This window comes from Vibrio profundi, from assembly GCF_043642225.1.
Classification (GTDB): domain Bacteria; phylum Pseudomonadota; class Gammaproteobacteria; order Enterobacterales; family Vibrionaceae; genus Vibrio; species Vibrio profundi_A.
In genome coordinates this window covers 589,505-612,990 of sequence record NZ_JBHZSF010000001.1, presented here as the reverse complement: position 1 = coordinate 612,990, position 23,486 = coordinate 589,505, and the positions used below count along the sequence as shown (strand labels likewise).

Here is a 23,486-nt window from a genome sequence, read left to right as displayed (position 1 = left end):
CCTCAATCTAACAAACGTTGTAATCCGCGCTCTAAATTAGCGGCTGAATCTATCTCTTCCACATTAAATTCGATGTCGAGTAGTCCCATCACTACGCCGGGTCTTAGCCCGACAAAAATGCACTTTTTCCCCATGACATTGACCATATGAGCAGTATTGACCAACTCGGACATTTCGTTTCGCCCAAAGGTTTTCACACCGGACATGTCCAATAACACTCCTCTCACCACATTATTTCGAACTTTCTCCAGCAATTCTGAACGAAAACTGTTTAATAGCTTTAAGGTTAGGTCCACCTGAATAGACACCACTAAAGCGTGTTCTATTTTGTTGATGGCAATTATGCTTTGCACTACAGAGGCACTCGTTAGTTCACGTCATCGACAGGGCGTACATTCAAGTCCAAAATTTTAAATGCATTCTCTAGCGCATCTCGTAAGGTCGCATTAGTGCAGACCTCACCCACATTGATCCCCAAATGCACCATGGTTTGCGCCAAAGATGGCGACACACCAGAAACCAGACATTCACAGCCCATCAGCTTCGTCGCCTTGGTAATTTTAATAAAATGATTGGCGACGGCAGTATCTACAACGGCGACTCCGGAAATATCCATGATCAGAATTTTGGCACGATTCTCTGCGATCTTATTCAGCACAGTCGTCATGATATCTTGCGCGCGCTTCGAGTCGATAATGCCTACAATAGGCAGCATTAAAATGTCTTCCCAAATCATGGTCACTGGCGTGGACATCGCCATAAGCGCTTCGCTTTGCTCGGCAATACGTTTGTTAATCAAGCGAGAATAAGTTTCCACCACTAACGTGGTGTCGAAATGTAATAATTTAGTAAACGCGGTCACGAGAGAGCTGTACTCATCGCTGTATAAACTGCCGTCATACATACGCTTGGTGTAAATCACCATCGAAATGTTCATGCTGGCAAAATAGCTTGGAAGCGGCAGCCCAATACGTGCATGCACCTCCCCGACTTCACGTCGGCTTAAGATATATTGCTCGTCAACCTTAGCATTAAAAAACGCTTTCCAATAACGAACCTGAGCGTCTTTCACTCGATTCAACTTCTGTTGGTCGGTAAAAAATTGTTCGTGCTCTGGCATAAGCTCAAGCCAGTCGTAAAAATGCTTCACGTATTCATCAAGTCTAGGGACCATGATTTGACCGAACTTTCTAATCAAGGCTAAATCTGTTTCGGTTAAATCATGCAGTTTCAACAAAGATTCAGTGTCGACAACAGTAAAGGTACTTGAATTTAGTGACATTTGATTCTCCCCGCTCAATGATACATTTGCTCGATCTGCCAGTATTCCTAGGTGAGATATATTTGGACATTAGAAAGGCAACCAGTTGCGCTATTAATAGAGTAGTAAATAATTTGACAACCTGAGCAATTATTAGCCAACCAATTACCACGTAAGAGCGGTATGAATACCTGACTTAGCAAATTAGTCTTTGCAATCCAAATAAGTAACTCACCATCCAAATACAGTAAGAAAATCGAAGAAACTTGAGAGCGATAGACCGAACAGGTGACATTACGGCAAACATATCTGTCTTGTTAATTTTATAAATACCAGTAATCCCCTTGATTTACCTCATAAGTAAACAATTCTCATTCAGGTAGCTTATGCATTAAATAGAAAAGAGGGGTTAAGCGATGTTTGGAATATTGTTACTGCTGCACGTGATTGGAGCAACGATTTGGACAGGTGGCCATATCGTACTTTCCGTTGTTGTTCTACCTAGAGTTATACAACAACGCTCACCGGAGGCGCTGCTAGAATTTGAGTCCGTTTACGAAAAGATCGGCATGCCAGCACTGGTCACTCAGATCATTACGGGAGTATTGCTCGCCTTCCATATGATTCCTGACATCGGCCAATGGGTAGATTTTGCAAACCCAATCACGCATGTATTATGGCTAAAGTTCTCTCTGCTATTGATTACTTTTTGTTTTGCACTGAGTGCCAGATTCCGCGTCATCCCTAATCTATGCCCTGACACGTTAAAGACAATGGCATGGCACATCATTCCTGTCACAATCCTATCTGTTCTATTCGTGATAGTAGGTGTCTCATTTCGCACCGGTTGGTTTTATTAAGTTCATGCGATAACCACTTGAGCCATAGAAGATTCGACGGTCTATAATTAGTTACAGGCACACGAAACAATTACCCTTTCTCTATAGAAGGCAGGGCAACGTTATGTAAGAATGCGAGCTTCGCTAAATACAGATAAGAAGTACTGATATGACATTCCAAGCCGCCATTTTCGACATGGACGGATTACTCCTTGATACCGAGCGAGTATGTAAGCGTATTTTCCAAGAAGCGTGTGACGCTCAGAATGTAGAATTTTTAGAAGACGTCTATCTAAGCATTATTGGATGTAACTCAGCCACTATTGAGAAGCTTCTGCGCGAAGGCTATGGACCAAGCCTTGATTACCCAGCATTACATGATGAATGGCGTGAACGTTACAATGCAGTGGTGAAACACCAAGCGATTCCCGTTAAAGAAGGCGTGATAGAACTCTTAACGTGGCTAAAGGCAAATAACATACCCACAGCGGTGGCGACATCCACTCAAAAAGATGTGGCTGAAATCAAACTGCAACTTGCCGGACTTGACCAATACTTCGACTCCCTTAGCACAGGCTGCGAGGTTACCCACGGAAAACCTCATCCTGAAATCTACTTGTTGGCCGCTCAGCGTTTAGGCATCGAGCCTAACCAATGTGTCGCATTTGAAGATTCCAATAATGGTACTCGTGCCGCAGTAGCCGCAAATATGATCACTTTCCAAATTCCTGATTTGGTTGAGCCATGCGATGAAGTAAAACAGTTAGGGCATATCATTCTCCCTTCACTTACAGATGTACTGGCGCAATTAAAAACAGCACAGTAATCGCTGAACATTAGTTCTGCTCGCTCTCGAGCACATTCCTGAAATTTCATTGGTCGTTCGCAGTAACGACCAATCGTTCTGCCCACTCGACTAACATTGATTTTTCGCTGTAGCACAATTTTTTATTGCAGATTTTCTCGCTTTAACGGTAATGTGGCATCAACAGTATCAATCAAGGAAGTACAGTGGAATTCGAACTCGATAAGTTTAATGGGATCATTATCGATCCAACCACTTTGCCCGCAGAAGAGACTGACTTTTCTCAAGAGCTGAAAACCATCCTGCAATTCTCTCTACAACAGAACAAAAGCATTACCTGGCTTACGCTACCTATTACCTCTGCGCACTTCATTCGCTATGCGACTGAACTCGGTTTTGTGTTCCACAATTGCTTGGAAACAGAAATTACACTCATTCATAAGCAAGAACCATCAACCTTCGTCCCATTTGTACCGACTCATACTTTGGGTGCTGGAGCCTTTATCACCAGCCCTAACAACGAAATTCTGATGATCCGCGAACACGGTATGACAGGTTACAAACTCCCAGGTGGGCACATTGAACTGGCAGAATCCATCGAAGAAGCGATTGTAAGAGAGGTCTACGAAGAAACTGGCATCACAGCGACTTTCCAGTCCATTCTTGGCATGGCGACTCGTCACCCTTACCAATTTGGTAAATCAAACCTGTATTTTATTTGTAGCCTAAAAGCGCACTCTTACGACATATCCATAAAAGACACCGATGAAATCGCTGAAGCAAAATGGATCAAAGCCGAAGACTTTCTCGCGGACACCAGCAGCCATTTGTTCAATCACCAATTAGTTGAGCACCTTTTGAACAAGCGCGGTTTACCGCTGATCGACCTCGATAGAAATCAAGGGCCATACAAAAAAGATGAAGTGTTTTTCTCTGACATTCCGATTAAGTAGTTTGGTTTAGAGTAAGGTTATTCACTCAGAATTAGACACCGTAGGTAGTTAAGCCGCCGGAAGCACTATAGAATGACGGCCAATTATTTAAGGGGTTCAATACATGAATCGAAGAACCGTGTGCAGTATTATTGCTGCTCTTCTGGGTCTATTTGGCCTTATTTTTCTGATTGTCGATAGTGCAAACTTTGCGGTGACACATTGGCCTCAGCAAGCCTTTCAAGACATCGTATTTAGCCTAGTCATGGGCTTTGGTATTTCCAAATACATTGCCTACGCCTACGCGGGAATGGTGTTTGTTACCGTGGCAGTCGTAAGCTATGCCATCGGGTTTAAAGTCTCGGGTTTATTACCAGACAAGCAAACGAAATAAGCCCGTTAACGCTAATCAGATACAAAAAAGCATGCGTCATACGCATGCTTGATTCTTCACTTCCCACTCTCACAGCCGATTCTGAGTTCTCTGCTGCTTGATAAATGTCGTCATAACCTGGTAATCACGCGATTGTAGTTGCAGTGATTCTGCGCGACTCAACTGCACAGTTTTGGTCTTATCATCTAACTTAACATGGCTTAACGGCACGTTGGCAGTCAGCTCACTATTACATAAACAAAGAAATCGATTTCTAAGCACAACGATAGATTTCGATTCCTCCAAATACGCGTGGTTATTGGTTTTCATTTTAATATCCATATTGTTTTTATTGTCGAAACTAGCCTAACTAACATACTTCTAGACCTAGGGGTCGAATAGAGTATAGACACTGATATACATTACGTCGGGCGATATAATTTTCGATGCAAATAAACCAAGGACAATTGCCCGAATGGATGCTGCCAAATCAAACCTGTGCCCAATTCGAGGTAACTCTGAAATGATTCATTTATGAGTTTCACCGTTCTTCCATGTCTCTCTCAAATTCTTTTCTCTCGCTGAATCAACCGCCTTTAACAATAGCGAGATCGTTGAAAAGACCCAATACTGGAGAGCAAAGTCATCATGCCATGCAGATAAATTCAGAATGCTTGAACGTATTGAACAAATCCTAAGACTCAATGAATTGAGATACACCTCCTCTACCAATATTGTGGATATAAAACTTGGAGGGCTAGCTTCCAACATCACTATTCATTACAACCACTCCACCAATAGCTACGAGTGTAACTCTCGAGAGACCTTTTCTGCCTTTAATGCGCTTTTTTTCTTTATGCTAACCATTCATTTTCTATGGAATATAGATAACGAACCATCCAACCTTCTCGTCGCATCTGGTTTCTTTTTTTGTTCCGCTTCGCACGCGCTGAGCTTAATCATCACTCAAATAAAATTACTCGACTTGAAAGCTCAGCTAAGAGAGGTTGGGATTTATTTGGTCAATAAGAAAACCAAATATCAGTTGCCTTACTAAGATTAAAAACCGCCAGCCCAAGCATCAAAAGCTTCAATTTCAGCTAACTCTTGCTGGGTTTTAGGACGAGGATAATAAGGCAACCTTAACAGCGTATCGGATGGCATTAAGACCCAATCTGGCGTCATTTTTAAACGGGTTAACTCGCCATTCAATCTCACAAACATGTAATAACCATCATCGTGAGTGTTAGCATAACTTGCTGTCGTCACGACACTGCCGCAAGGTAATTTTACCTTACGCCCTAATGGATAGAGTTGGTGTAACGCAAAGCTCACCGCCGCATCTTGAATTACGCCTTGTTTAAACTTTTCTAGCCCCATCGCTGTAGAGGTGCTTCTATTCGTCCAACCTGTCAGAAACAGCCCTGTCATCGAATCATTAAAAGGCTTACCTTTGCGAACTCCTTCGTTACTAATGAACTGTACACGAACCGAATCCCCCAACTCTTCGAGTACTTCTAAGAACTGCTCGCCCGTTTTATCCACCAGTAGCTTCATCTTGACCTCCTAACAATTTATACCGACCTAAATACTAATTATATTTTTCAATGTCACTATGTTTTTTATCAAACAAAAGCCATTGCCGAGCTGCCAACCTTTAGGTAAGTTAAACGTCGTTGAGCCCCAAAATTGGAGTAAGTGCATGATCAGCTGCAATCAATACGACTACATAGAGATCGTGTGTATGTATCGCTACCCTATTACGCTTCATTTAAAGTCGGGACAACACCTTGAATGTACGGCAATCGATACCAAACGTAATGACCAAAAAGAAGAATGTATTCAAGTCTCTATCCAAGATTCGCTTGAACTGGTTGTCCTCGATGATATTGCTAAGCTCGAAGTTCGCGTTGAAAACCCTCATTTTCAACAAGTCTCTTTTGAGTGATGGCTGACGAGCATCAGTGTTCAGAGCACCACGTCAGACACCGATACAAAGAAGGCAAAAAGTAAAAAAGCGCTGAACTTTGAAAGTTCAGCGCTGTGTTTCACGATAACTCGTGGTGTATTTTGCTTTTATTACCGGGAGCTAAATAGATTGACTCCCTAAGCCAACTGCGTGTTACGTGAATTCAGTATTTCACCAACAATTAGAAGAAACCTAGAGGGTTGGTATCGTAACTGATCAAAAGGTTTTTGGTATTTTGGTAATGATCGAGCATCATTTTGTGAGTTTCACGGCCGATGCCCGATTTTTTGTATCCACCGAATGCAGCATGCGCTGGATAGGCGTGGTAACAGTTAACCCAAATTCGTCCCGCTTCGATCTTACGACCCATGCGATATGCAAGGTTCGCATCGCGAGTCCATACTCCGGCACCTAAGCCATACTCAGTATCGTTGGCAATTTCCAAAGCTTCAGCTTCATCTTTAAACGTCGTCACCGCGATCACCGGGCCAAAAATCTCTTCTTGGAAGACACGCATTTTGTTATTGCCTTCAAGCATGGTTGGCTGAATGTAGTAGCCGCCACCAAGATCTTCTGGCTGAGGTGACACCTCACCACCCGTTAGCACTTTCGCCCCTTCCTGACGACCGATTTCCAAGTAACTTAAAATCTTATCGAATTGCTCTTGTGAGGCTTGCGCACCAACCTGAGTATCAGTGTCTAATGGGTTACCTTGCTTGATCGTTTGAGCACGCTCGACCACTTTGCTGATGAACTTGTCGTAAACCGATTCATGGATCAACACACGAGATGGACACGTACACACTTCACCTTGGTTAAAGAACGCTAGCAACATGCCTTCAACACACTTATCTAGATACTCATCTTCATGATCAAAAATGTCTGGGAAATAGATGTTCGGTGACTTACCGCCCAACTCAACGGTTGATGGGATAAGGCTTTCGGCCGCACACTTAAGAATATGATGACCCACTTCTGTCGAACCGGTAAACGCCAGTTTCGCGATGCGATCACTAGTCGCGAGTGCTTGTCCTGCTTCGCTACCAAAACCGTTCACAATATTCACAACACCAGCAGGCAGTAGGTCAGCAATTTTCTCCATCAAAACTAAAATAGATGTCGGAGTCTGCTCGGCAGGTTTCATCACCACACAGCACCCAGCGGCCAAAGCAGGAGCGAGTTTCCAAGCTGCCATTAGAATTGGGAAATTCCAAGGAATGATCTGCCCAACTACACCTATTGGCTCAGGAAAATGGTAGCTCGCAGTGTTTGAATCTAGCTCTGCCGCACTGCCTTCTTGCGCTCGGATACAACCCGCAAAGTATCTAAAATGATCCACAACAAGTGGAATATCAGCAGCAAGAGTCTCACGTACTGGCTTACCGTTTTCCCACGTTTCAGCCACGGCAATTTCTTCTAAATTCGCTTCAATACGGTCCGCTATTTTAAGAAGAATATTAGAACGCTCTGTCACGCTGGTCGCTGCCCAGCTTGCTCGCGCCGCATGCGCTGCATCAAGTGCCAAAGAGACATCCGCTTCTGTAGATCGAGCGACCTGACAATAAGTCTGACCATTGACAGGAGAAGTATTATCAAAGTATTCGCCGCTGACAGGTTTTACCCATTCGCCTCCGATAAAGTTATCGTACTGAGCTTTAAAGTTCACCACTGCATTATCACTACCCGGCTGCGCATAAATCATAGTTAGATCCTTCTTTCATTCTCATTGATGAGTTGTGTCATGTTTATGTTTTTTGTTTAAAACACTGATGCTTCGTGTTTTCTTCACATCAGTAACAACGCAAATCACACGCCATAACTTGAAAACTTGTTGTTAATAAAATGTAAAACTATGATTAACAAACATTTAAAACTTAAAGTGAGTTGGCATTGAACGGCCGTATGGAAAGCAGTCCATTGTTCAACTGTTCCAATTTGGTACACCCTCACTGTCACGACATGGAACAGTCATGCAACTTCAACACACACATTCATCAGATTGGCTTTCATCCTCTTGGAATCGAAGTACGGCAGCAGGGTTAAAGCAGCGAAAACTGCCCGATGACATTCGTTTATCTCAATCCATGCTGAAACAGCGACGTTATCAATCTTCAGATTTAATACAGATTGTGGAAGGGGTTGCCTTACCACTGTTCAACCAGATGTTTGCTCGTACCGACAGTCGATTGATCCTCACCGATATCGAAGGCGTGATTCTGGCCAGCTGGGGGCAAGAAAGGTTTAAGGAAAAGCTCACAACGATAGCCTTGAGCTCTGGAGCTTGCTGGCAGGAGCAACTCAAAGGAACGAATGCCATTGGTACGGCGATCATCGAAGCCAAACCCGTATCTATCATCGGTGAGCAGCACTTTATCCACCAGCACCGTTTTATTAGCTGCTCAGCAAGCCCAGTGTTTGATCACCAAGGAAATATGGTCGGCATTTTGGATATTACCAGTGAGCAACAACAGCACGACGCGTCAGTTCAACTTTTGGTTCAGAACATGGTTCAGCTGATAGAAAACCAATTGCTGAGCCATATCCCACAAGGCTCAACTCGCATTGATCTCGCGTGTGAAAAGTCATTACTCCACAGCGGTTGGCAGGGCATCGTTATCGCCAACGAATCCGGAGAAGTGTTAGCACATAATCAAGTCGCGTCCCAATTACTGGATCACCCTTCAATGGTCGGTGAGTGTATTGATACTCTATTAAACAGAAATGCTTCCCAGCAGCCATTTGTATTCGAAAAGCAGCAGTTGAAGCGCGCGACAAGGCGTACCCGTTCGCTGTCCGCTTCTTGCGATCTCCACCATGGAGAACAACAAATCGAGCACGCGTGGCAGCAAGCCAATAAAGTCGTCGACAAGGGCATTAGCCTACTTATTTTGGGTGAAACAGGGGTCGGAAAAGGGGAGTTTGTTAAAGCGCTACACAAGCAAAGCCAAAGAAAATCCTCCCCTTTGGTTGCGGTTAACTGTGGCGCATTACCAAAAGATTTAATTGAATCGGAACTGTTCGGTTATGCCCCAGGGGCATTTACTGGCGCCAATAACAAAGGCTTCCAAGGGAAAATTCGCCAAGCCGATAAAGGCATGCTGTTTTTAGATGAAATTGCCGATATGCCTTTGGAAGCTCAGTGTCGGCTTTTGCATGTTCTGCAAGATAAATCTGTGGTGCCTGTTGGATCAAACCAGAGCTTTTCCGTTGATTGCCAGATCATCGCTGCCACTCACAAGAACTTAGAAGAGTTAGTCGCTACTGGTGAATTCAGACAGGATCTCTATTATCGACTGAATGGGTTAGCGTTTACTTTACCTAGCCTTAGAGACAGACAAGACAAACAAGCACTCATTGAACACATTCATTCTAAACACGCGCTTTCGAACCAAGCGATCTGCCCGCATCTAATGGACTTGTTCTGTGGGTACGCTTGGCCAGGCAATATTCGTGAACTCGACAATTTACTCAAAGTCTCATCATTGCTATCGAGTGACGAGCCTCTGCTCACACTCGAACATGTCCCTAGTCAGCTCGCTCAGCAGCTTACAGGTCACTCTCAACAAGTCACGGCCAACATTAACCTGAACTCAGCAAGCACTGTTGCCAATCCCGCGACACCGCCACAAACCGAGCTCAAGCAAACCATTGAAGACACATTACTTCAAACCTACCAAGCGAATCAGGGGAATATCAGCAAGACCTCTCGTATATTAGGCATCAGCCGCAACACCATTTATCGAAAATTAAAAAGCCTTGGGATCTTATAGCGACGACACACTCCGCTAGTGTAAAAATGTGACTCTTTTCTTAAAGCGATCAATAGGGCTACTTACAGTGGCCCTATTGTCAATTACACTGGATTTAACCAAAACTCATTGTGAACTCTATGAAAATGACCGCTCATTTCACTCGATTATTAGCTTTCATCCCGATTCTTCTGCTCACCGCGTGTGGAGCTATTCCCCAACAAGATCTTGAAAGTAAACACGCGAGTTATGTGTACGGATATCAAGCAGACTCAACACTATCTAACTATCTGACACCAAAAGAACCCAAGCCGGATAATCAATCTGGCTTCTTCCCTTTAGTCTTAGGCCACGATGCGCTACTCGCACGATTAGCACTCATTGAAAGCGCCGAAACAAGCTTGGATTTGCAGTACTACATTTATCGCAATGACGAAACAAGCCAGTTACTCACTTGGCGTTTGTTTGAAGCGGCTGAACGCGGCGTTCGAGTGCGCTTGCTACTGGATGACATGCAAAAACGTGACGACAAAGGATTAGGTTATATCAACGCGCACCCCAATATTGAAGTTCGATTGTTCAACCCACACCACTACCGTTCTTCACGTGCGGTCGCCTTTCTTAGCGACTTCGACCGCCTTAATCGACGGATGCACAACAAATCTTTAACAGCCGATAGTGTCACTTCAATTGTCGGCGGCCGAAACATTGGAAATGAGTATTTTTCATTTGAATCAAGCGTTGAATTTGGTGATTTTGATGTACTTCTCTATGGCAATACTGTCCAAGAAATAGATACCCAGTTTGATATGTACTGGAACAGTAATTTTGCGATTCCCATGGAGTGGATATCGCAATCCGATACTCACATTACCCAGAAGGAAGTCAATGAATGGCTAGAAAGCTCTCAATTAGATAAGAAGTTTTCATCAGGTGAATACGACTTTACTGAACTGAAGTTTTATCAAGAGATGCAAGAAAGAGATATCACTCTTTATTGGGGAGATGCCCACTTACTTTACGACGATCCCAGCAAGATAAGCGGAGAAGGCAGCAGCCTTGTCGATAACTTATCGACCTTGCTAAGAGAAGTCGAAACCTCATTAGTACTGATTTCACCCTATTTTGTCCCGACAGAAACCGGAACAAAAGAGTTGGTTGATGCCGCTCAATCAGGTAAAGAAGTCATCATTATTACCAATTCACTCGCATCAAACGATGTGTTCGCGGTTCACGGTTGGTATGCCAAATACCGTCAAGACCTAGTCGAAGGAGGCGTGCAGCTATGGGAAGTGAAATCGAGCGCTAACTTAGAATCGAGCTGGAGCATGACGGGCAGCAGCCGCTCTAGTCTTCACGCAAAAGCAATGCTTCTAGACAAGGACACGCTATTCGTTGGTTCAATGAACTGGGATCCTCGTTCTGCACTGCTTAACACCGAGATGGCCGTCATCATAGAACAGCCAGAATACGTAGGGCAGTCATACCGAGAACTAGACGAAAAACTTAAACGTAACGCTTACCAAGTTGTCATTGAAGATGGCGATGTGGCTTGGCGCGATCATAAAACCAATACCACGCTCTATACGGAGCCCAACGCCAGTGTTTGGAGAAGAATGGGGGCTTGGATAAGTGGGATACTGCCAATTGAGGATCAACTCTAACCGGTGTGAGGTTAAGTTGGTGGGCAACTAAGTTATGGGCTTAGCATTACTTAATCAAAGGGGCGCGGTTTTTACTATATACTCAAACATCGCCCCCTTTTTTGCATTATTTTGTCATTTAAGTCGCTAAGTCAGCGATTGGGTCACGACTCCCTTTCCTGATTTCACCGTCACATTAGCGAGCGCACCATTGACCAAAGTAAGGTTTGGGGGAAGGTGCCCTATATCGACGTCGTAAACAATCGGAATATCGACATCCGTTAACACATCAATCGACGCGTCCAACCCAGAAATGGCTTTTCCACCATTATCCATGACGGCATTCCGGCCTATCAATAACCCGTTGATAACGTCAAATACACCTTTAAATTTAAGGCTTAACAATGCACGTTTTAAGACCGTCGGAGACATTTCCGCATTTTCTAAATACAGGATCACGCCTTCTTCCTTCACACTCGCTGCGTATCGATCTAGGTCAAAGTGTTCGGTACCAATAATGTGCGTGAGAGTATCAAAACAACCGCCGATCAAGCGCCCGCTGAAGGTCACTTGCTCGTCTTCTCCAAGTATTTTCCAGCACGTTGGTATCTTACAGTTCAATAAAGCATGCGGATTATCAGCAAATGATTCCCCCATAGACTCAAAATTGGCTGATGAGTGCTGAGTAAAACTTTGCGAGGGCTCTAGCCCCAACCACCCCAGAAGATTAGCGGTCAACGGTTCTGATTCATTGGGATGAAGCTGGAGCAAGTTAGCAGCATGCGCGGTTCCCCAGCCTAGCCGAGTGGTTAATGCCATCATAATGGTGCTGACATCTGAAAAGCCCACCACCCACTTAGGTGAAACTGAACTCAGCTTGTCAAAATCGAGTAAAGGCAGAAGCTCCATGGCGAATTCGCCCCCCCACGGCGGGATAACAGCGTCAATCGAATCATCGCAAAGAAACGTCATCAGTTCTTCTGCTCGCTCTTTTTTAGGAGCGCTGACATGTTGAATATCCTGACGCAGACATTCCCCTTGGATCACTTGAAAGCCGAGCGCTTTGAGCGCAGAGATAATAATATCTAATCTCGCATGGCACGCTTGTGGCACACCCGATGAGAAAGCGGTGATGGCAATGGTGCTGCCCGGTTTCAACGGGGCTGGATACTGCATAAATGGCTCCTATTTCAACAATGATGACGCCATGAGAAATGACATTAGACGACCAATGTGCCTTTAAGCGTGGTCACAGCCGCACCGACTAGCGAGACCCGGCTATTCGAATTTAACTCAACGTCAACATAGCCCCCACGTCGAGAAGCTTGGTAGCCTCTTAACTTGGTGTGTTGGAAGGTTTTCTGCCAATGCACGGCTAACGCACAATGCGCCGACCCAGTCACAGGATCTTCATTAACGCCGACCCACGGAGCAAAATAACGTGAGACAAAATCTAACTCACTTGAACTCGCTAGCGCCGTCACTAGTATGCCTCTGCCTTGCATGCGCGATAGCTCTTCGAAGTTGGGCTGCAATGAAAGCAACGTTCTCTCATCTTGTACTTGAATCAGCTCTTTTCCATCAAAGCAGCCGTATGCCAAGACTTGAGATTCATCTAACCCTAATGCGGTCAACTTATCGCCGTTCGAATTGACTTCATAGTTTATCGATGGCGCTGGAAAGTCCATTTTAAAGTCTTCGTCACGAACCTGAACTTGAAGTACACCCGAAAGCGTTTCAAAAGAAAGCGTTTCCCCAACCTTCACAAGCCCCTTCTCTTTCAGAATATGAGCCGCTGCTAACGTGCCGTGACCACACAATTGCACTTCAAGTCGCGGAGTGAACCACTTGAGGTTCATGTTCTCTAAATTAAGGAATGCGGTTTCAGACACCGCCATTTCGTCCGCAATTGATAACATTAACGCTGAGTCTAATGAAGAGTGGGTAATGCAAACACCAGCTGGGTTTCCTTTAAAGGCCTGATTGGTAAATGAGTCTACTTGATAAGTTTCAATATCCATTCCATCTCCATGAGCTTAAATTCATAACGTAAGAGTTTGAACATAAACGCTTAAATACTTCTCCGCAATAATAAAAGTCGATTTTAGCCCTTCTACGAGGTTCACTCGAGGTCGCATTTAAACCCACTCAAGAATGACACGAAAATGCCGTGGGACATCAACATGTTGTGATTTCAGATCAATAAATAGCCAGCACTCATCCACCAATAGAATAACATTCTGTAAATATCATTTTATTGATCTATGTTAAGTGATTAGTACCACCTTAGGGTTAAATTGCAGCGCATAATAAGTCAGTCAATTAAAGGAAGTAATTATGAAAAAGATGTTAGCTCTGGGCGTTGCAGCCGCGCTTTCCATGCCAGCGATGGCCACTCAAAGCACCGAAATTAACGGTTTAGACTTTGGGCCACTTGCTCAATTAGTGGGTACTTGGGAATCGGTTGACTCTGGAGGTGTAGACATCGCGCCTAGCCAAGAAGGATCTGCAGTAGGGGTTGGCGCATCAGCGGTGACGCCATTCTACGAAGTCATGACATTCGAAGTAGCAGCGGATGCGACCAATGCAAGTGATCAGTACCTAGTCGCGCTGTATTACAAACAGGAAGTGTTCAGAAAAACAGATGACAGTAAATTCCACGATCAACGTGGCTACTTCATCTATGACAAAGCGAATCAAACTGTTTACAACTCTTTCTGTGTACCGCGTACAACTTGTGTTACCGCAGAAGGTAAAGCCGGCAATATTATGACGCTAACAGCTTCTGGCAACGGTGTCGCAGAGTCGAACTACATGACAAAGAACGCTGCGACCACTGATTTCACAATGAACATCAATATTGCAGATGACACGCTCACTTACTCTCAAACCACCGCGTTAGAGATCTACGGTCAAGCGTTCTCACACACCGATGCTAGTACTCTAAAAAAGGTAAAATAGTCATAATGATACAGGCGGTTTGATGCTCAATTAAGTCAGCCTAATCCACAATGAGTAGCTACATGCAGAACAAAAAAGCCCCCTTTCACAACACGTGAGTGGGGCTTTCTTTTTAGCGCTTAATCGAGCTATTACGTATTCTTAATTCATGACTTAATTGATGCGTTGAATCACAAGGCTGATTGCCGATCTGCTTCATTAGTATCGATACTGCTAACCGTGCCATGTCACTGATAGGAAAGTGCACTGACGAAACCGTTGGGTAATACATTTCACATCGATTTATGCTATCAAAGCTTATCAACGCAATTTGATTAGGGATCGCAATATTGTGTTCATGGCAATACTGAACGGCTCCTGCTGTCATCTCTTCACTGCAAGAAAAAATAGCCGTCATATCGGGGTTAGATTGAATCAATGCTTTTGCCGCTTCATAACCACTAGCCTGCCGATAATCGCCTTCAGCCATTAATGATTCAGATACCGTAAGCTGCGCTTGCCGCAAGGCCAGTTGATAACCTTGAGTTCGCAGCTGACTGGAAACTCGAGCTGGCGATCCTGTGATGCACCCAATCACTTTATGACCTTGATCTATCAAATGATCGACGGCTTCTTTTGCCGCAAGAACATGATCAAAAGTTACGCAGCGTGATTCTAACCCTTCAACCATGCGATCAAGAATCACAAACGGCGTGGGTTGTTTGGCTAACTCTCGTAATTCATCATCGCTCAAATGACGACTATTCAAGACGTAGCCATCGCACCGTAAATCATTAAAACGTTGAATCGCCTCACGCTCTCCAAGCTCAGTTTGGTGCCCTTGAGCAGTGATCAAAAATTTCTTATTCAAATCCAATTCGGCTTGGACTTGGTCCATCATTTCGCCAAAAAATCCACCGGTATAGTAAGTCACCAATAATCCAATCATATTGGAAGAAGAGGTTGCCAAAGAACGGGCAATCGCACTCGGTCGATAATTAAGCTGCGCCATCGCCGCTTCGACTTTTCTTACGGTATCCGCACGAAACTTTCCTTCTCCGTTAATAATTCTTGAAACGGTCGAACGGTTCACGCCAGCCAATTCAGCGACGTCTTTAATCCTAGCCATGGATACTTAATTACCTTAGTGAACAACGGGTTGTACCGTTGGTGATGTAAATGAAAGAAAATAGAGTAGCAAACTGTCAGCATTATTTGCCTTTTGACTAAGGGGGGGCAATAGCTGACAGGTTGCTAACCTCTAATTTTTGAAGCGGCTATCGTTATTGACAAAATATTGAGTAATCCGTCACCGATACACGCGCTTTGTGGAGTGCTTGTTGCAGTTCTTCACTTATCAGGGTTTGTAATTCTGTCGCGCGTTGTTGGTGATAACTGCTTTGTGCTTTTAGTGAGTGATCAACATGAGCAGGATGGCACATAAATTCGACAACATCGGTATGCAAGCGACAACGTTTTATCTCATTAACAATCGTGGCCACATCAATCGAATCCCCATAAAACACGTCACTGAACTGATAACGCAATACTCTGGGGTTGGCCGCTAGTGTCTCGCCTCCCCGCAATGGCACGTTATGTTTCTGCGCCAATTCAAACACGACAGGAAACACTTTGGGGTGTGTATGCACATGATGGTGGCTATCTATATGACTAAGAGGAACACCTAATTTTTTAAAAGCGTCAACCTGCAATGAAAGCTCTTCATAAAGCTCACTTTCATCAAAATGCATTCGAGGCCAAAAATTATCTTGGCTAAGAAAGTGCCCAGCACCATCAGTCAAGGTGCCTTTTTTAGCCAATGCTTGGCCTGCAGTTAACCTGAGGTGAAGCCCTAATTTCAAATTAGGTGCACTTGCCAACAGTGAAAGCCCATGAGATTGCGCTTCCATTCCCACCATTAACGTTGTGGAGCGAACAACTCCATTATTAGAAGACTCAATGATTCCGGTATTAACCCCTCGGCTAAGCCCGAAGTCATCAGCGTTAAATATGACGTGCATTCTTGTTTTTCCTTATTGGAGTATTTGGCGAATTCACATTCACCAAATACTGAACGCCGACAATGAGAATCGACACACTCAAACCTTAAGCCATTTGAGAGGAAGACACTTTCTTGCCATGAAATTGAGGCAAATAGTCATAATTGACCTTCAAAATCTCGTCTAAGATATTCTTCGCTTTACTGATATCTTGAACTAAAGGATTACATGTCAATGCCATTAAACCTTTATCATAGTCGCCATATACGGCCGCTTCTACCGCCAACTGTTCGTAAGCCTTAACCTGAGTCACAAGCCCAGTGATAGCAGGTGAAAACTCTCCAAATGCCAACGGTTTTGCCCCCCAATTGCCAATCACGGCGCTGCACTCAATCACAACGTCGTCGGGTAATGCTGCAATTGCACCATTATTTCGAACATTAACCACATTGATTGTATTTAGGTTGTTATATAAAGCATCAACCAAGTTCAAAGACGCGTCGGAATAATACGCGCCGCCCCGCTCCTCTAGTAACTTAGGTTTATGATCAAGGCTCGTGTCTTTATACAGTTCAAACAGCTGCGCTTCCGTTTTCATGACTTGCTCAGCGCGAGTCCCCTCATTAAGGGACGCCTGTTTTTCTTCTGCCAACATGGCATCAGTTTGGTAAAAATATCGATGGTAAGGGCATGGAATCGCGCCAAGTGAATTCAAAAACTCTGGCTCCCACGGCTCTTCAAAAATATTCTTCATACTGAAGTTCGCCCCATCGCCCACTTTCTTCAGGACCGTCTGTGTGATGTCTTGCCCGCCTAGCCACACTTTATGAGCCCATAAGAGATGGTTCAATCCCGCACATTCTAACGAGAGTTGTTCTGGCTTACACTCCATCATGTCTGCGATCATCATTTGCATCGAAACAGGAACGTTGCACAAGCCGATTGTTTTTACTGAGCTGTACTTTTGCACCGCTTCGGTGACCAGCCCCGCAGGGTTAGTAAAGTTCAACATCCATGCATCAGGTGCCAATTCTTCGATGTCTTTACAGATAGCTAAAATGACCGGAATGGTGCGCAACGCTTTTGCGAATCCGCCCGCCCCAGTCGTTTCTTGCCCAATCACACCATATTTGAGAGGGATTTTTTCATCATTCGCGCGCGCGAATAAGCCCCCAACTCTGAACTGAGTCATCACGAAGTCAGCGTTACGAATCGCTTCACGCCTATCAAATGTCGCAACAACATTGATGTCTAAACCTGAACGCGCCACCATTCGCTTAGCAAGTGCTTCAATAATAAAGAGCTTGTCTCTTCCCTCCGCTACATCAACGAGGTGGACTTCCGAAATAGGCAGCTGTTGATGACGATTGATGATGCCTTCAATTAACTCTGGCGTATAACTGCTGCCTCCACCAATAATGGCGATTTTTAAGCTTTTATTACGCATCCCTGTCATGACTCCCCCTTAACGCGAAGTGCTCGAAGGTCGGCTCTCAGCGCTTCCTGATCAGATTGTTGCTCATCTAGCCGAGCGTGTAGCTCAAGCATTTCAACGGCGAGTTCTTGCACTGCAATGGTTGTCATCAAATGATCTTGCGCATGTACCATCACTAGCGTCATTGGCACTTTGCCCTCTCCCTGATCAAGTTCAATCAAGCGAGTTTGAGTCAGGTGCGCTTGGTTAATACACTCGCGTGATTGTTTTACCTTGGCGCGAGCTTCTTCCAACTGGCCTTTTCTAGCCAATTGCAATGATTCAAAACACAAGCTTCGAGCTTCACCTGCATTAACGATGATCTCCATCACGACTTGTTCTTGATCCAACGTGCCTTCTTCAATTTTCATACTCATCAGAACCTCAAAATTTCTGCTACGGCTGTGAATGAACACAGCCAATTAGTCAATACATTGTTAAATACGATAAACGTTAGGCCGTTACACCAGAGCCGGTCGGCGATGCTGAATCCTTCTTCGCTTCTTCCGCTTCACCTTCTTGCTTCAACAATTGCTTTTCAAACATTTTGAAAAATGGAAGGTAAATAAACAGATCCATAACCAACAGAATGACCACTAAAATAACCGGCGAAATGGTCCAGCCAGAGCCCCACGAAGCGCCCAGTAAAGCGGGTGCCGTCCAAGCGGTTTGAGAAACGCCCATACCCACAAACCCCATATGGACAGCGGTATACGCCACAATAGCGTTTAAAACCGGCGCAAATACAAAGGGAATAAATAACGTAGGATTAAGCACTAAAGGGCTACCAAATATCACTGGCTCGTTAATTTGAAACATGCCAGGGACAAAGCTCATTCGACCAAGGCTTCTAAGGTGAACAGAGCGGCTAAAGATCATAAGCAATACCAGTGCTAGCGTTGCGCCAGAGCCACCGATGAAGATATAGAAATCCCAGAATGGTTGTGTAAATACGTTAGGGATCGTTTCACCCGCTAAGTAAGCTTCTTGGTTAGCACTGATGTTCGTCAGGAAGATGGGTGACAATAACCCAACAACAATCGCCGCCCCATGAATCCCCGCAAACCATAACAATTGACAAAGCAGTAATGCCCCGATGATCGCGGGTAACGTATTGGATGCGCTGACTAATGGCCTAAACGCCTCTAACACCAAATCAGGAATCAACATATTGTATTCAGCTTGCAAGTAAAGGCTAAGCGGGAAGACAGTCGCGAAGACAAATAGCACCGGGATCAAGACTTCAAATGAACGGGCAATGGCAGGAGGAACTTGTTCCGGAAGCTTAATGGTAATGTGGTATTTCTGAAGGATTCGATTCAGTTCAACGGCGAAAAACGCACTGATCACCGCGGTAAAAATTCCCGTACCCGAGAGATGTCCCATTGACAATGCTCCTTCAGATGCGGGAGACGCCACCAATAAAAACGTCATCAACGCCAACGCACTATTGGTAATACCATCCATGTTATAAGCACGCGCTAAGTTGAAACCTATTCCCATGGAAACAAAGACCGCCATGATGCCCATGGTCATATTAAAAGGCATCATAATGTTGTCAAAATTGGCACTCGCAAAATCTAACCATGCTCGGCCAAAACTATTCGTGGTATCTTCTGAAAATGGAGGAAAAGCAAAAACTAATGCGAAACTTCCGACAATAATAAATGGCATGGCTACGATAAAACCATCACGCATCGCTCTTACATGTTTTTGGTTGCCAACTTTGATTGCAATCGGTGCAATTTTATTCTCAACAAAGTTGATCACCATATTATATAACGACATAACTTAATTCCTTTTAAATGTATTACCCCTACCCACAAATAAATGCAGATATGAATAAAATATTTAATTGATTGTATTTAAGTTTAAATAAACTTATTAATTAGGAATCAGAGATAACGCTTGATTGAGCGCCTCATCACCTTTCATCATTCCGTAGGTCATTGCTGGGATGGCCTCGACCCTTTTGTTGTAGCGATCCGCTACCTTCTGCAGTTCATCCTGCTGGAATCGAACCTGAGGCCCCAAAAGGCATACATCAAAATCTTGAATCAACTCATCAAAAACACTGACTGATACTGCTTCGATATGACACTCAATCTCTTTAACCACTGCTGCTTCCTGCATTTTCTTGACTAGCATGCTGGTTGACATGCCCGCGCTGCAACAAAGTAAAATCTTTTTCATTCTGCTCTCCAATATCTGTATAAACTATAATCACCTTGATGAACAAATCTTATACGATCATTTTGTAAACAAAAAGCGCAACCGGTTGCGTTGCGCGTGATTAAGATCTCAATATAGATAATAAACCTCTATTACAAAAAACATCCATCCCTTAACAGAGCATCATGAATGTTAATAACAAAACTAGCAGTAAATATTATCACTCCATTGATTTTTTAATTATTAACACCGAACTCTTGGATGTTTTCCTCCAACAAAAAAGCCCTAAACTTTATTCAAAGATTAGGGCTTTTTATTATTCAGCTTCTTGCTAAGTTTTTGGCTGCGTACGAACAAATGCCGGAATTACATAATCTTTCATAAATCCGTCAAAGGCATTGCTTCCTCGAAAGTTCGTTGCTGTTCTCACTGCGACAAGATCCAGTTCTTCTACAATTGCCAAAACTTGTCCACCGTAACCTAACCCATAAACAACATTATAAGTCTCACCTTCAATGATGTAGTCCTGCATCCACCAGAAGTATCCATAACGCATTCCATTCCAGTTGGTCGTCATTTCTTCTTCTAGTGAGTGGGCTACCCACTGCTTATCGACCAATTGAGCCCCATTCCACGCCCCATCATTTTTAACGAGCAAACCAAGTTTCAACAAATCTCGAGAGCGCAGATAACCACCACCAGCAAAATTGTAAGTACTCTGATTTTGAATATGCATGTAAGCGTTCTTAAAGCACAAATTTGAGAGTGGCCCAGACACCAAATACTCGCCAGCATCTCCTTTTCCAGAGTGCTCCTCGATGATCTTGCCCACGGCAGTGACTAGCCCTCCGTTATATACAAATTGCTCTCCGGGCTCTTTAACCAGCTTTTGTGACAGGACATATTCCACCGCATCAGGGCTGTTCATCTCTATATTACGAGAGTTGGTATCGTTATCGTAAGATGTACTCCATTCATCCCACTCTAGGCCTGCGCTCATGGTGAGGAAGTGTTTTAAAGTCAGTTCAGATTTCTTATCGGTCAACGCATCGGCGTAATCTGGTAACAATGAAGCCACCTTTTGGTCTTCACCTTCGATTTTGCCTTCTTGTACCAGCGCTCCAGCAGCCAGCGACGTTAAACTCTTAGTGATCGATTGGATCGTATGTGGGTAATCCGCACTCCAACCGTTCATATATTCTTCGATAACAATTTCGCCATTATGTGCAACAACAATACTGGTCGTTTTGTTGAGTGGGTGGAAATCAGATTGGGCTTTCTCGACTAATCGACCAATCAAATCGCTATCAAATGACGAGTTATTCAAATTGGTCTGTAAGGAAGTGCTACCACACTGCGTATTGCCACTGCTGATATTCTCGAAGCCTTCAATGCCTTGATACATTTTGCTGACAAGCTCAGCGCCTTCAAGCTCGTCGACCCGCTTTAAGCTGACCGATTCACCATAAATGGTGTAATCCAATTGCTCGTATAACCCATCTTGGACATTGCTAAATTCGCCTACTAGCCCCACAGATTTGTCAGCAGAAGACAGTTTTCCGTTCTCATCCACTATGAGCTCTATGCCGCCCCAAGGAGAAATCACATAATCTTTGTCATTAGACTGATAGATTTTGACGTAAGGGACATCTGGACGAGAAGAAGAAAATGTACCGAGATGGGAGAGATCGTTAGGGGGAGAAGAATCCGAACAAGCGGCGAGTGATACAGCGCTAATCAAGGTTAAGCTTAACTTCAATACCCTCGAACGGGGCATGAACAAAAATCGACTCATGGCAATACTCCTTTAGGTAAACGAGACAATTCATGAGTCGCATTCTATAAAATAAATATACACTCTATTTAATATTGCATCTTATTTGCGACAGGCAAAACAGATTGAATATATTAATAAGTCATTATTTTTAAAGCAGTATTTTCTTAATTTTGATATTTATCGCCAGCTGCCGCAACGAACGCCATTTCAACCAATAGATTTGGGTCTGCCAATTCTACTTTGACACACGCTCGGCTTGGCGCGCAGCCCTTAGGAAACCACGCTTCCCAAACCTCATTCAATGCGTCGAAGTTCGCGAAGTCAGTAACATAAATGGTTACCGACATAATTCGTGACTTATCACTATCGACTAACTCAAGCATCTGCTCTGCTTGATCAAATATCTGCTGAACTTGGCTTTTCATATCGCCAGACGTATCGCTTTCTGCCACTTCGACAAAATTGGCAATCCCATTGAATACCGTTACGTCAGACCAACGTGGGGTTGGGTTAATGTGATGAACCTGCATCCTATATTTCCTTCATACCTCAATAAAACTAGCCACTTTTTTAGCATGCTTTTTCAGAGAAAGGGAGCAAATCGTTTACAACTCAATATCAGAACTAGCCTAAAGAGATTCTCCCTGTAAGAGATCTCTCACAAGAGCTGTAAGACCGAAAGGATTGTTACCTAAAACACAAACTAAAATAAAGACTAAATCATTGTTTATAATAGTATTTTAGTTAATTAACATCACTGAAACACAATTATTACTTAAACGTTTGCTTGGTAAAAAAGTTCAAAGTAGTAATATGAATTTATCGACAGGAAGTTGGCAGGATTGGACAGGTTAATGGAGTAACGACCTTCAGGAAGAAGGGGGGTTACTTAGGAAGAGTAATCCGCATGGATGTAATTCACTGAATGAACTAGAAGTACCTTTGGTGACATAAGCTCACAGACGTGAAAATTTCGGGAAGAGATTCAGCTCATCAGGACGATAGGCAAGTAAGGACACCGCTAGGACGGCGACGGATTAAACGGAGATGGGTTAACGGATCTAACCAGTAGCACGGAAGATGCTTGGAGCACCTTACCTCTTTGAGGTAAGCAGTAGCTGGATTGCTGCGAAGAAACTTTACCCCGTTAGGCGAAAGCCAAGCGGGGTTTTCTTTATCCTAAGTACTTTGACACTTCCCTCCCTCGTTACTTACCTACAAGATATTTTGAAAGGGTGCAGTCCTAAAAAAAACAAACCCTAATGAGTAAAAAGTTAATAGTGGAACTGAAAAATACATCATCTAACACAAATCTATAAAATTAAAAAACAAACAATTGACGGGATCAATTGTTAAATATACAAACACCATCCAATTTTATATACCCAAACCAAAATATGAACATAAAAATATCACACACTCTACGTATTTCGATGGCGAGTTTTATCATTTAGAGGCTCTATTACCTATTGAGCTAATTTCTGGAGATACACCTTATTTGAATATACTAGCTACCAATAGATACTTTGAACCCGCCCCAACACATAATGTT

Annotated in this window: 20 protein-coding genes and 3 pseudogenes; 9 read left to right on the top strand and 14 right to left on the bottom strand. The window is 43.8% G+C overall.

Annotated elements, in window-relative coordinates; genetic code table 11:
• Positions 1–2: 2 nt before the first annotated feature.
• The gene (locus ACHUFI_RS02900; protein ID WP_394246772.1) at positions 3–353 is read right to left on the bottom strand and encodes an STAS domain-containing protein; all 351 of its coding nucleotides are present in this window, start codon (positions 351–353) and stop codon (positions 3–5) included.
• A gap of 14 nt (positions 354–367) precedes the next feature.
• A complete protein-coding gene (locus ACHUFI_RS02895) occupies positions 368–1,282 on the bottom strand; it encodes a protoglobin domain-containing protein (protein ID WP_394246771.1) in 915 nt (304 codons plus the stop codon).
• 395 nt (positions 1,283–1,677) lie between these two features.
• On the opposite strand from ACHUFI_RS02895, the gene ACHUFI_RS02890 reads away from it, so the two are divergent.
• The 4 genes from ACHUFI_RS02890 (at position 1,678) to ACHUFI_RS02875 (ending at position 4,231) form a co-directional block, all read left to right on the top strand.
• On the top strand, positions 1,678–2,121 hold the full coding sequence (locus ACHUFI_RS02890) for a CopD family protein (protein ID WP_394246769.1): 444 nt from the start codon (positions 1,678–1,680) through the stop codon (positions 2,119–2,121).
• 148 nt (positions 2,122–2,269) lie between these two features.
• On the top strand, positions 2,270–2,926 hold the full coding sequence (locus ACHUFI_RS02885; RefSeq protein WP_394246768.1) for an HAD family hydrolase: 657 nt from the start codon (positions 2,270–2,272) through the stop codon (positions 2,924–2,926).
• Positions 2,927–3,111: 185 nt separating this feature from the next.
• Positions 3,112–3,858: an NUDIX hydrolase gene (locus ACHUFI_RS02880; protein ID WP_394246767.1), complete on the top strand. Its 747-nt coding sequence runs from the start codon at positions 3,112–3,114 to the stop codon at positions 3,856–3,858.
• 103 nt (positions 3,859–3,961) lie between these two features.
• Positions 3,962–4,231 carry a hypothetical protein gene (locus ACHUFI_RS02875; protein WP_394246766.1) on the top strand — a complete coding sequence of 90 codons (270 nt, stop codon included), beginning with the start codon at positions 3,962–3,964 and terminating at the stop codon, positions 4,229–4,231.
• Positions 4,232–5,269: 1,038 nt separating this feature from the next.
• On the opposite strand, the gene ACHUFI_RS02870 is transcribed toward ACHUFI_RS02875, so the two are convergent.
• Complete coding sequence (locus ACHUFI_RS02870) at positions 5,270–5,767, bottom strand: hypothetical protein (protein ID WP_394246765.1); 498 nt, start codon at positions 5,765–5,767, stop codon at positions 5,270–5,272.
• Between the two features lie 145 nt (positions 5,768–5,912).
• On the opposite strand from ACHUFI_RS02870, the gene ACHUFI_RS02865 reads away from it, so the two are divergent.
• On the top strand, positions 5,913–6,158 hold the full coding sequence (locus tag ACHUFI_RS02865) for a Rho-binding antiterminator (protein ID WP_394246764.1): 246 nt from the start codon (positions 5,913–5,915) through the stop codon (positions 6,156–6,158).
• 202 nt (positions 6,159–6,360) lie between these two features.
• On the opposite strand, the gene exaC is transcribed toward ACHUFI_RS02865, so the two are convergent.
• Positions 6,361–7,881, bottom strand: coding sequence for an acetaldehyde dehydrogenase ExaC (exaC, locus tag ACHUFI_RS02860; RefSeq protein ID WP_394246763.1), 1,521 nt, complete (start codon positions 7,879–7,881; stop codon positions 6,361–6,363).
• 268 nt (positions 7,882–8,149) lie between these two features.
• Here exaC and ACHUFI_RS02855 point away from each other — a divergent pair.
• The 3 genes and pseudogenes from ACHUFI_RS02855 to ACHUFI_RS02845 all read left to right on the top strand — a co-directional run.
• A pseudogene (locus tag ACHUFI_RS02855) lies at positions 8,150–9,734 on the top strand (sigma-54-dependent Fis family transcriptional regulator); the annotation flags it as partial.
• 86 nt (positions 9,735–9,820) lie between these two features.
• A pseudogene (locus ACHUFI_RS02850) lies at positions 9,821–9,949 on the top strand (helix-turn-helix domain-containing protein); the annotation flags it as partial.
• Positions 9,950–10,068: 119 nt separating this feature from the next.
• Entirely contained in the window at positions 10,069–11,592 is a 1,524-nt protein-coding gene (locus tag ACHUFI_RS02845) for a phospholipase D family protein (RefSeq protein WP_394246762.1), read from the top strand.
• Positions 11,593–11,718: 126 nt separating this feature from the next.
• On the opposite strand, the gene ACHUFI_RS02840 is transcribed toward ACHUFI_RS02845, so the two are convergent.
• The gene (locus ACHUFI_RS02840; RefSeq protein ID WP_394246761.1) at positions 11,719–12,747 is read right to left on the bottom strand and encodes a S66 family peptidase; all 1,029 of its coding nucleotides are present in this window, start codon (positions 12,745–12,747) and stop codon (positions 11,719–11,721) included.
• A 44-nt stretch (positions 12,748–12,791) separates the two neighbouring features.
• Positions 12,792–13,592: a PhzF family phenazine biosynthesis protein gene (locus tag ACHUFI_RS02835; protein WP_394246760.1), complete on the bottom strand. Its 801-nt coding sequence runs from the start codon at positions 13,590–13,592 to the stop codon at positions 12,792–12,794.
• Between the two features lie 316 nt (positions 13,593–13,908).
• Here ACHUFI_RS02835 and ACHUFI_RS02830 point away from each other — a divergent pair, with 316 nt between their 5' ends.
• Entirely contained in the window at positions 13,909–14,532 is a 624-nt protein-coding gene (locus ACHUFI_RS02830; RefSeq protein ID WP_394246758.1) for a heme-binding beta-barrel domain-containing protein, read from the top strand.
• A 112-nt stretch (positions 14,533–14,644) separates the two neighbouring features.
• Here the strand turns inward: ACHUFI_RS02830 and ACHUFI_RS02825 are convergent, their stop codons facing one another.
• The 8 genes and pseudogenes from ACHUFI_RS02825 to ACHUFI_RS02790 form a co-directional block, all read right to left on the bottom strand.
• Positions 14,645–15,640 carry a LacI family DNA-binding transcriptional regulator gene (locus tag ACHUFI_RS02825; RefSeq protein ID WP_394246757.1) on the bottom strand — a complete coding sequence of 332 codons (996 nt, stop codon included), beginning with the start codon at positions 15,638–15,640 and terminating at the stop codon, positions 14,645–14,647.
• A 154-nt stretch (positions 15,641–15,794) separates the two neighbouring features.
• Entirely contained in the window at positions 15,795–16,532 is a 738-nt protein-coding gene (gene chbG / locus ACHUFI_RS02820; RefSeq protein ID WP_394246756.1) for a chitin disaccharide deacetylase, read from the bottom strand.
• Positions 16,533–16,617: 85 nt separating this feature from the next.
• Positions 16,618–17,958 carry a 6-phospho-beta-glucosidase gene (locus ACHUFI_RS02815; protein ID WP_394246962.1) on the bottom strand — a complete coding sequence of 447 codons (1,341 nt, stop codon included), beginning with the start codon at positions 17,956–17,958 and terminating at the stop codon, positions 16,618–16,620.
• Between the two features lie 77 nt (positions 17,959–18,035).
• Positions 18,036–18,335: pseudogene (locus ACHUFI_RS02810) on the bottom strand (PTS lactose/cellobiose transporter subunit IIA); the annotation flags it as partial.
• A 103-nt stretch (positions 18,336–18,438) separates the two neighbouring features.
• A complete protein-coding gene (locus tag ACHUFI_RS02805; RefSeq protein WP_394246755.1) occupies positions 18,439–19,773 on the bottom strand; it encodes a PTS sugar transporter subunit IIC in 1,335 nt (444 codons plus the stop codon).
• A gap of 96 nt (positions 19,774–19,869) precedes the next feature.
• Positions 19,870–20,178 carry a PTS sugar transporter subunit IIB gene (locus ACHUFI_RS02800; RefSeq protein WP_394246753.1) on the bottom strand — a complete coding sequence of 103 codons (309 nt, stop codon included), beginning with the start codon at positions 20,176–20,178 and terminating at the stop codon, positions 19,870–19,872.
• A gap of 310 nt (positions 20,179–20,488) precedes the next feature.
• Entirely contained in the window at positions 20,489–21,952 is a 1,464-nt protein-coding gene (locus tag ACHUFI_RS02795; RefSeq protein WP_394246752.1) for a serine hydrolase domain-containing protein, read from the bottom strand.
• Between the two features lie 146 nt (positions 21,953–22,098).
• Positions 22,099–22,464 carry a RidA family protein gene (locus ACHUFI_RS02790; RefSeq protein WP_394246751.1) on the bottom strand — a complete coding sequence of 122 codons (366 nt, stop codon included), beginning with the start codon at positions 22,462–22,464 and terminating at the stop codon, positions 22,099–22,101.
• Between the last annotated feature and the right edge of the window lie 1,022 nt (positions 22,465–23,486).

What these genes read in the sequence shown, in the direction of transcription:
- ACHUFI_RS02895 (WP_394246771.1), bottom strand. Translation starts at nt 1,282, where the DNA reads ATGTCACTAAATTCAAGTACCTTTACTGTTGTCGACACTGAATCTTTG.
- ACHUFI_RS02890 (WP_394246769.1), top strand. Translation starts at nt 1,678, where the DNA reads ATGTTTGGAATATTGTTACTGCTGCACGTGATTGGAGCAACGATTTGG.
- ACHUFI_RS02885 (WP_394246768.1), top strand. Translation starts at nt 2,270, where the DNA reads ATGACATTCCAAGCCGCCATTTTCGACATGGACGGATTACTCCTTGAT.
- ACHUFI_RS02875 (WP_394246766.1), top strand. Translation starts at nt 3,962, where the DNA reads ATGAATCGAAGAACCGTGTGCAGTATTATTGCTGCTCTTCTGGGTCTA.
- ACHUFI_RS02870 (WP_394246765.1), bottom strand. Translation starts at nt 5,767, where the DNA reads ATGAAGCTACTGGTGGATAAAACGGGCGAGCAGTTCTTAGAAGTACTC.
- ACHUFI_RS02865 (WP_394246764.1), top strand. Translation starts at nt 5,913, where the DNA reads ATGATCAGCTGCAATCAATACGACTACATAGAGATCGTGTGTATGTAT.
- exaC (WP_394246763.1), bottom strand. Translation starts at nt 7,881, where the DNA reads ATGATTTATGCGCAGCCGGGTAGTGATAATGCAGTGGTGAACTTTAAA.
- ACHUFI_RS02845 (WP_394246762.1), top strand. Translation starts at nt 10,069, where the DNA reads ATGAAAATGACCGCTCATTTCACTCGATTATTAGCTTTCATCCCGATT.
- ACHUFI_RS02840 (WP_394246761.1), bottom strand. Translation starts at nt 12,747, where the DNA reads ATGCAGTATCCAGCCCCGTTGAAACCGGGCAGCACCATTGCCATCACC.
- ACHUFI_RS02835 (WP_394246760.1), bottom strand. Translation starts at nt 13,592, where the DNA reads ATGGATATTGAAACTTATCAAGTAGACTCATTTACCAATCAGGCCTTT.
- ACHUFI_RS02830 (WP_394246758.1), top strand. Translation starts at nt 13,909, where the DNA reads ATGAAAAAGATGTTAGCTCTGGGCGTTGCAGCCGCGCTTTCCATGCCA.
- ACHUFI_RS02825 (WP_394246757.1), bottom strand. Translation starts at nt 15,640, where the DNA reads ATGGCTAGGATTAAAGACGTCGCTGAATTGGCTGGCGTGAACCGTTCG.
- chbG (WP_394246756.1), bottom strand. Translation starts at nt 16,532, where the DNA reads ATGCACGTCATATTTAACGCTGATGACTTCGGGCTTAGCCGAGGGGTT.
- ACHUFI_RS02815 (WP_394246962.1), bottom strand. Translation starts at nt 17,958, where the DNA reads ATGCGTAATAAAAGCTTAAAAATCGCCATTATTGGTGGAGGCAGCAGT.
- ACHUFI_RS02805 (WP_394246755.1), bottom strand. Translation starts at nt 19,773, where the DNA reads ATGTCGTTATATAATATGGTGATCAACTTTGTTGAGAATAAAATTGCA.
- ACHUFI_RS02800 (WP_394246753.1), bottom strand. Translation starts at nt 20,178, where the DNA reads ATGAAAAAGATTTTACTTTGTTGCAGCGCGGGCATGTCAACCAGCATG.
- ACHUFI_RS02795 (WP_394246752.1), bottom strand. Translation starts at nt 21,952, where the DNA reads ATGAGTCGATTTTTGTTCATGCCCCGTTCGAGGGTATTGAAGTTAAGC.
- ACHUFI_RS02790 (WP_394246751.1), bottom strand. Translation starts at nt 22,464, where the DNA reads ATGCAGGTTCATCACATTAACCCAACCCCACGTTGGTCTGACGTAACG.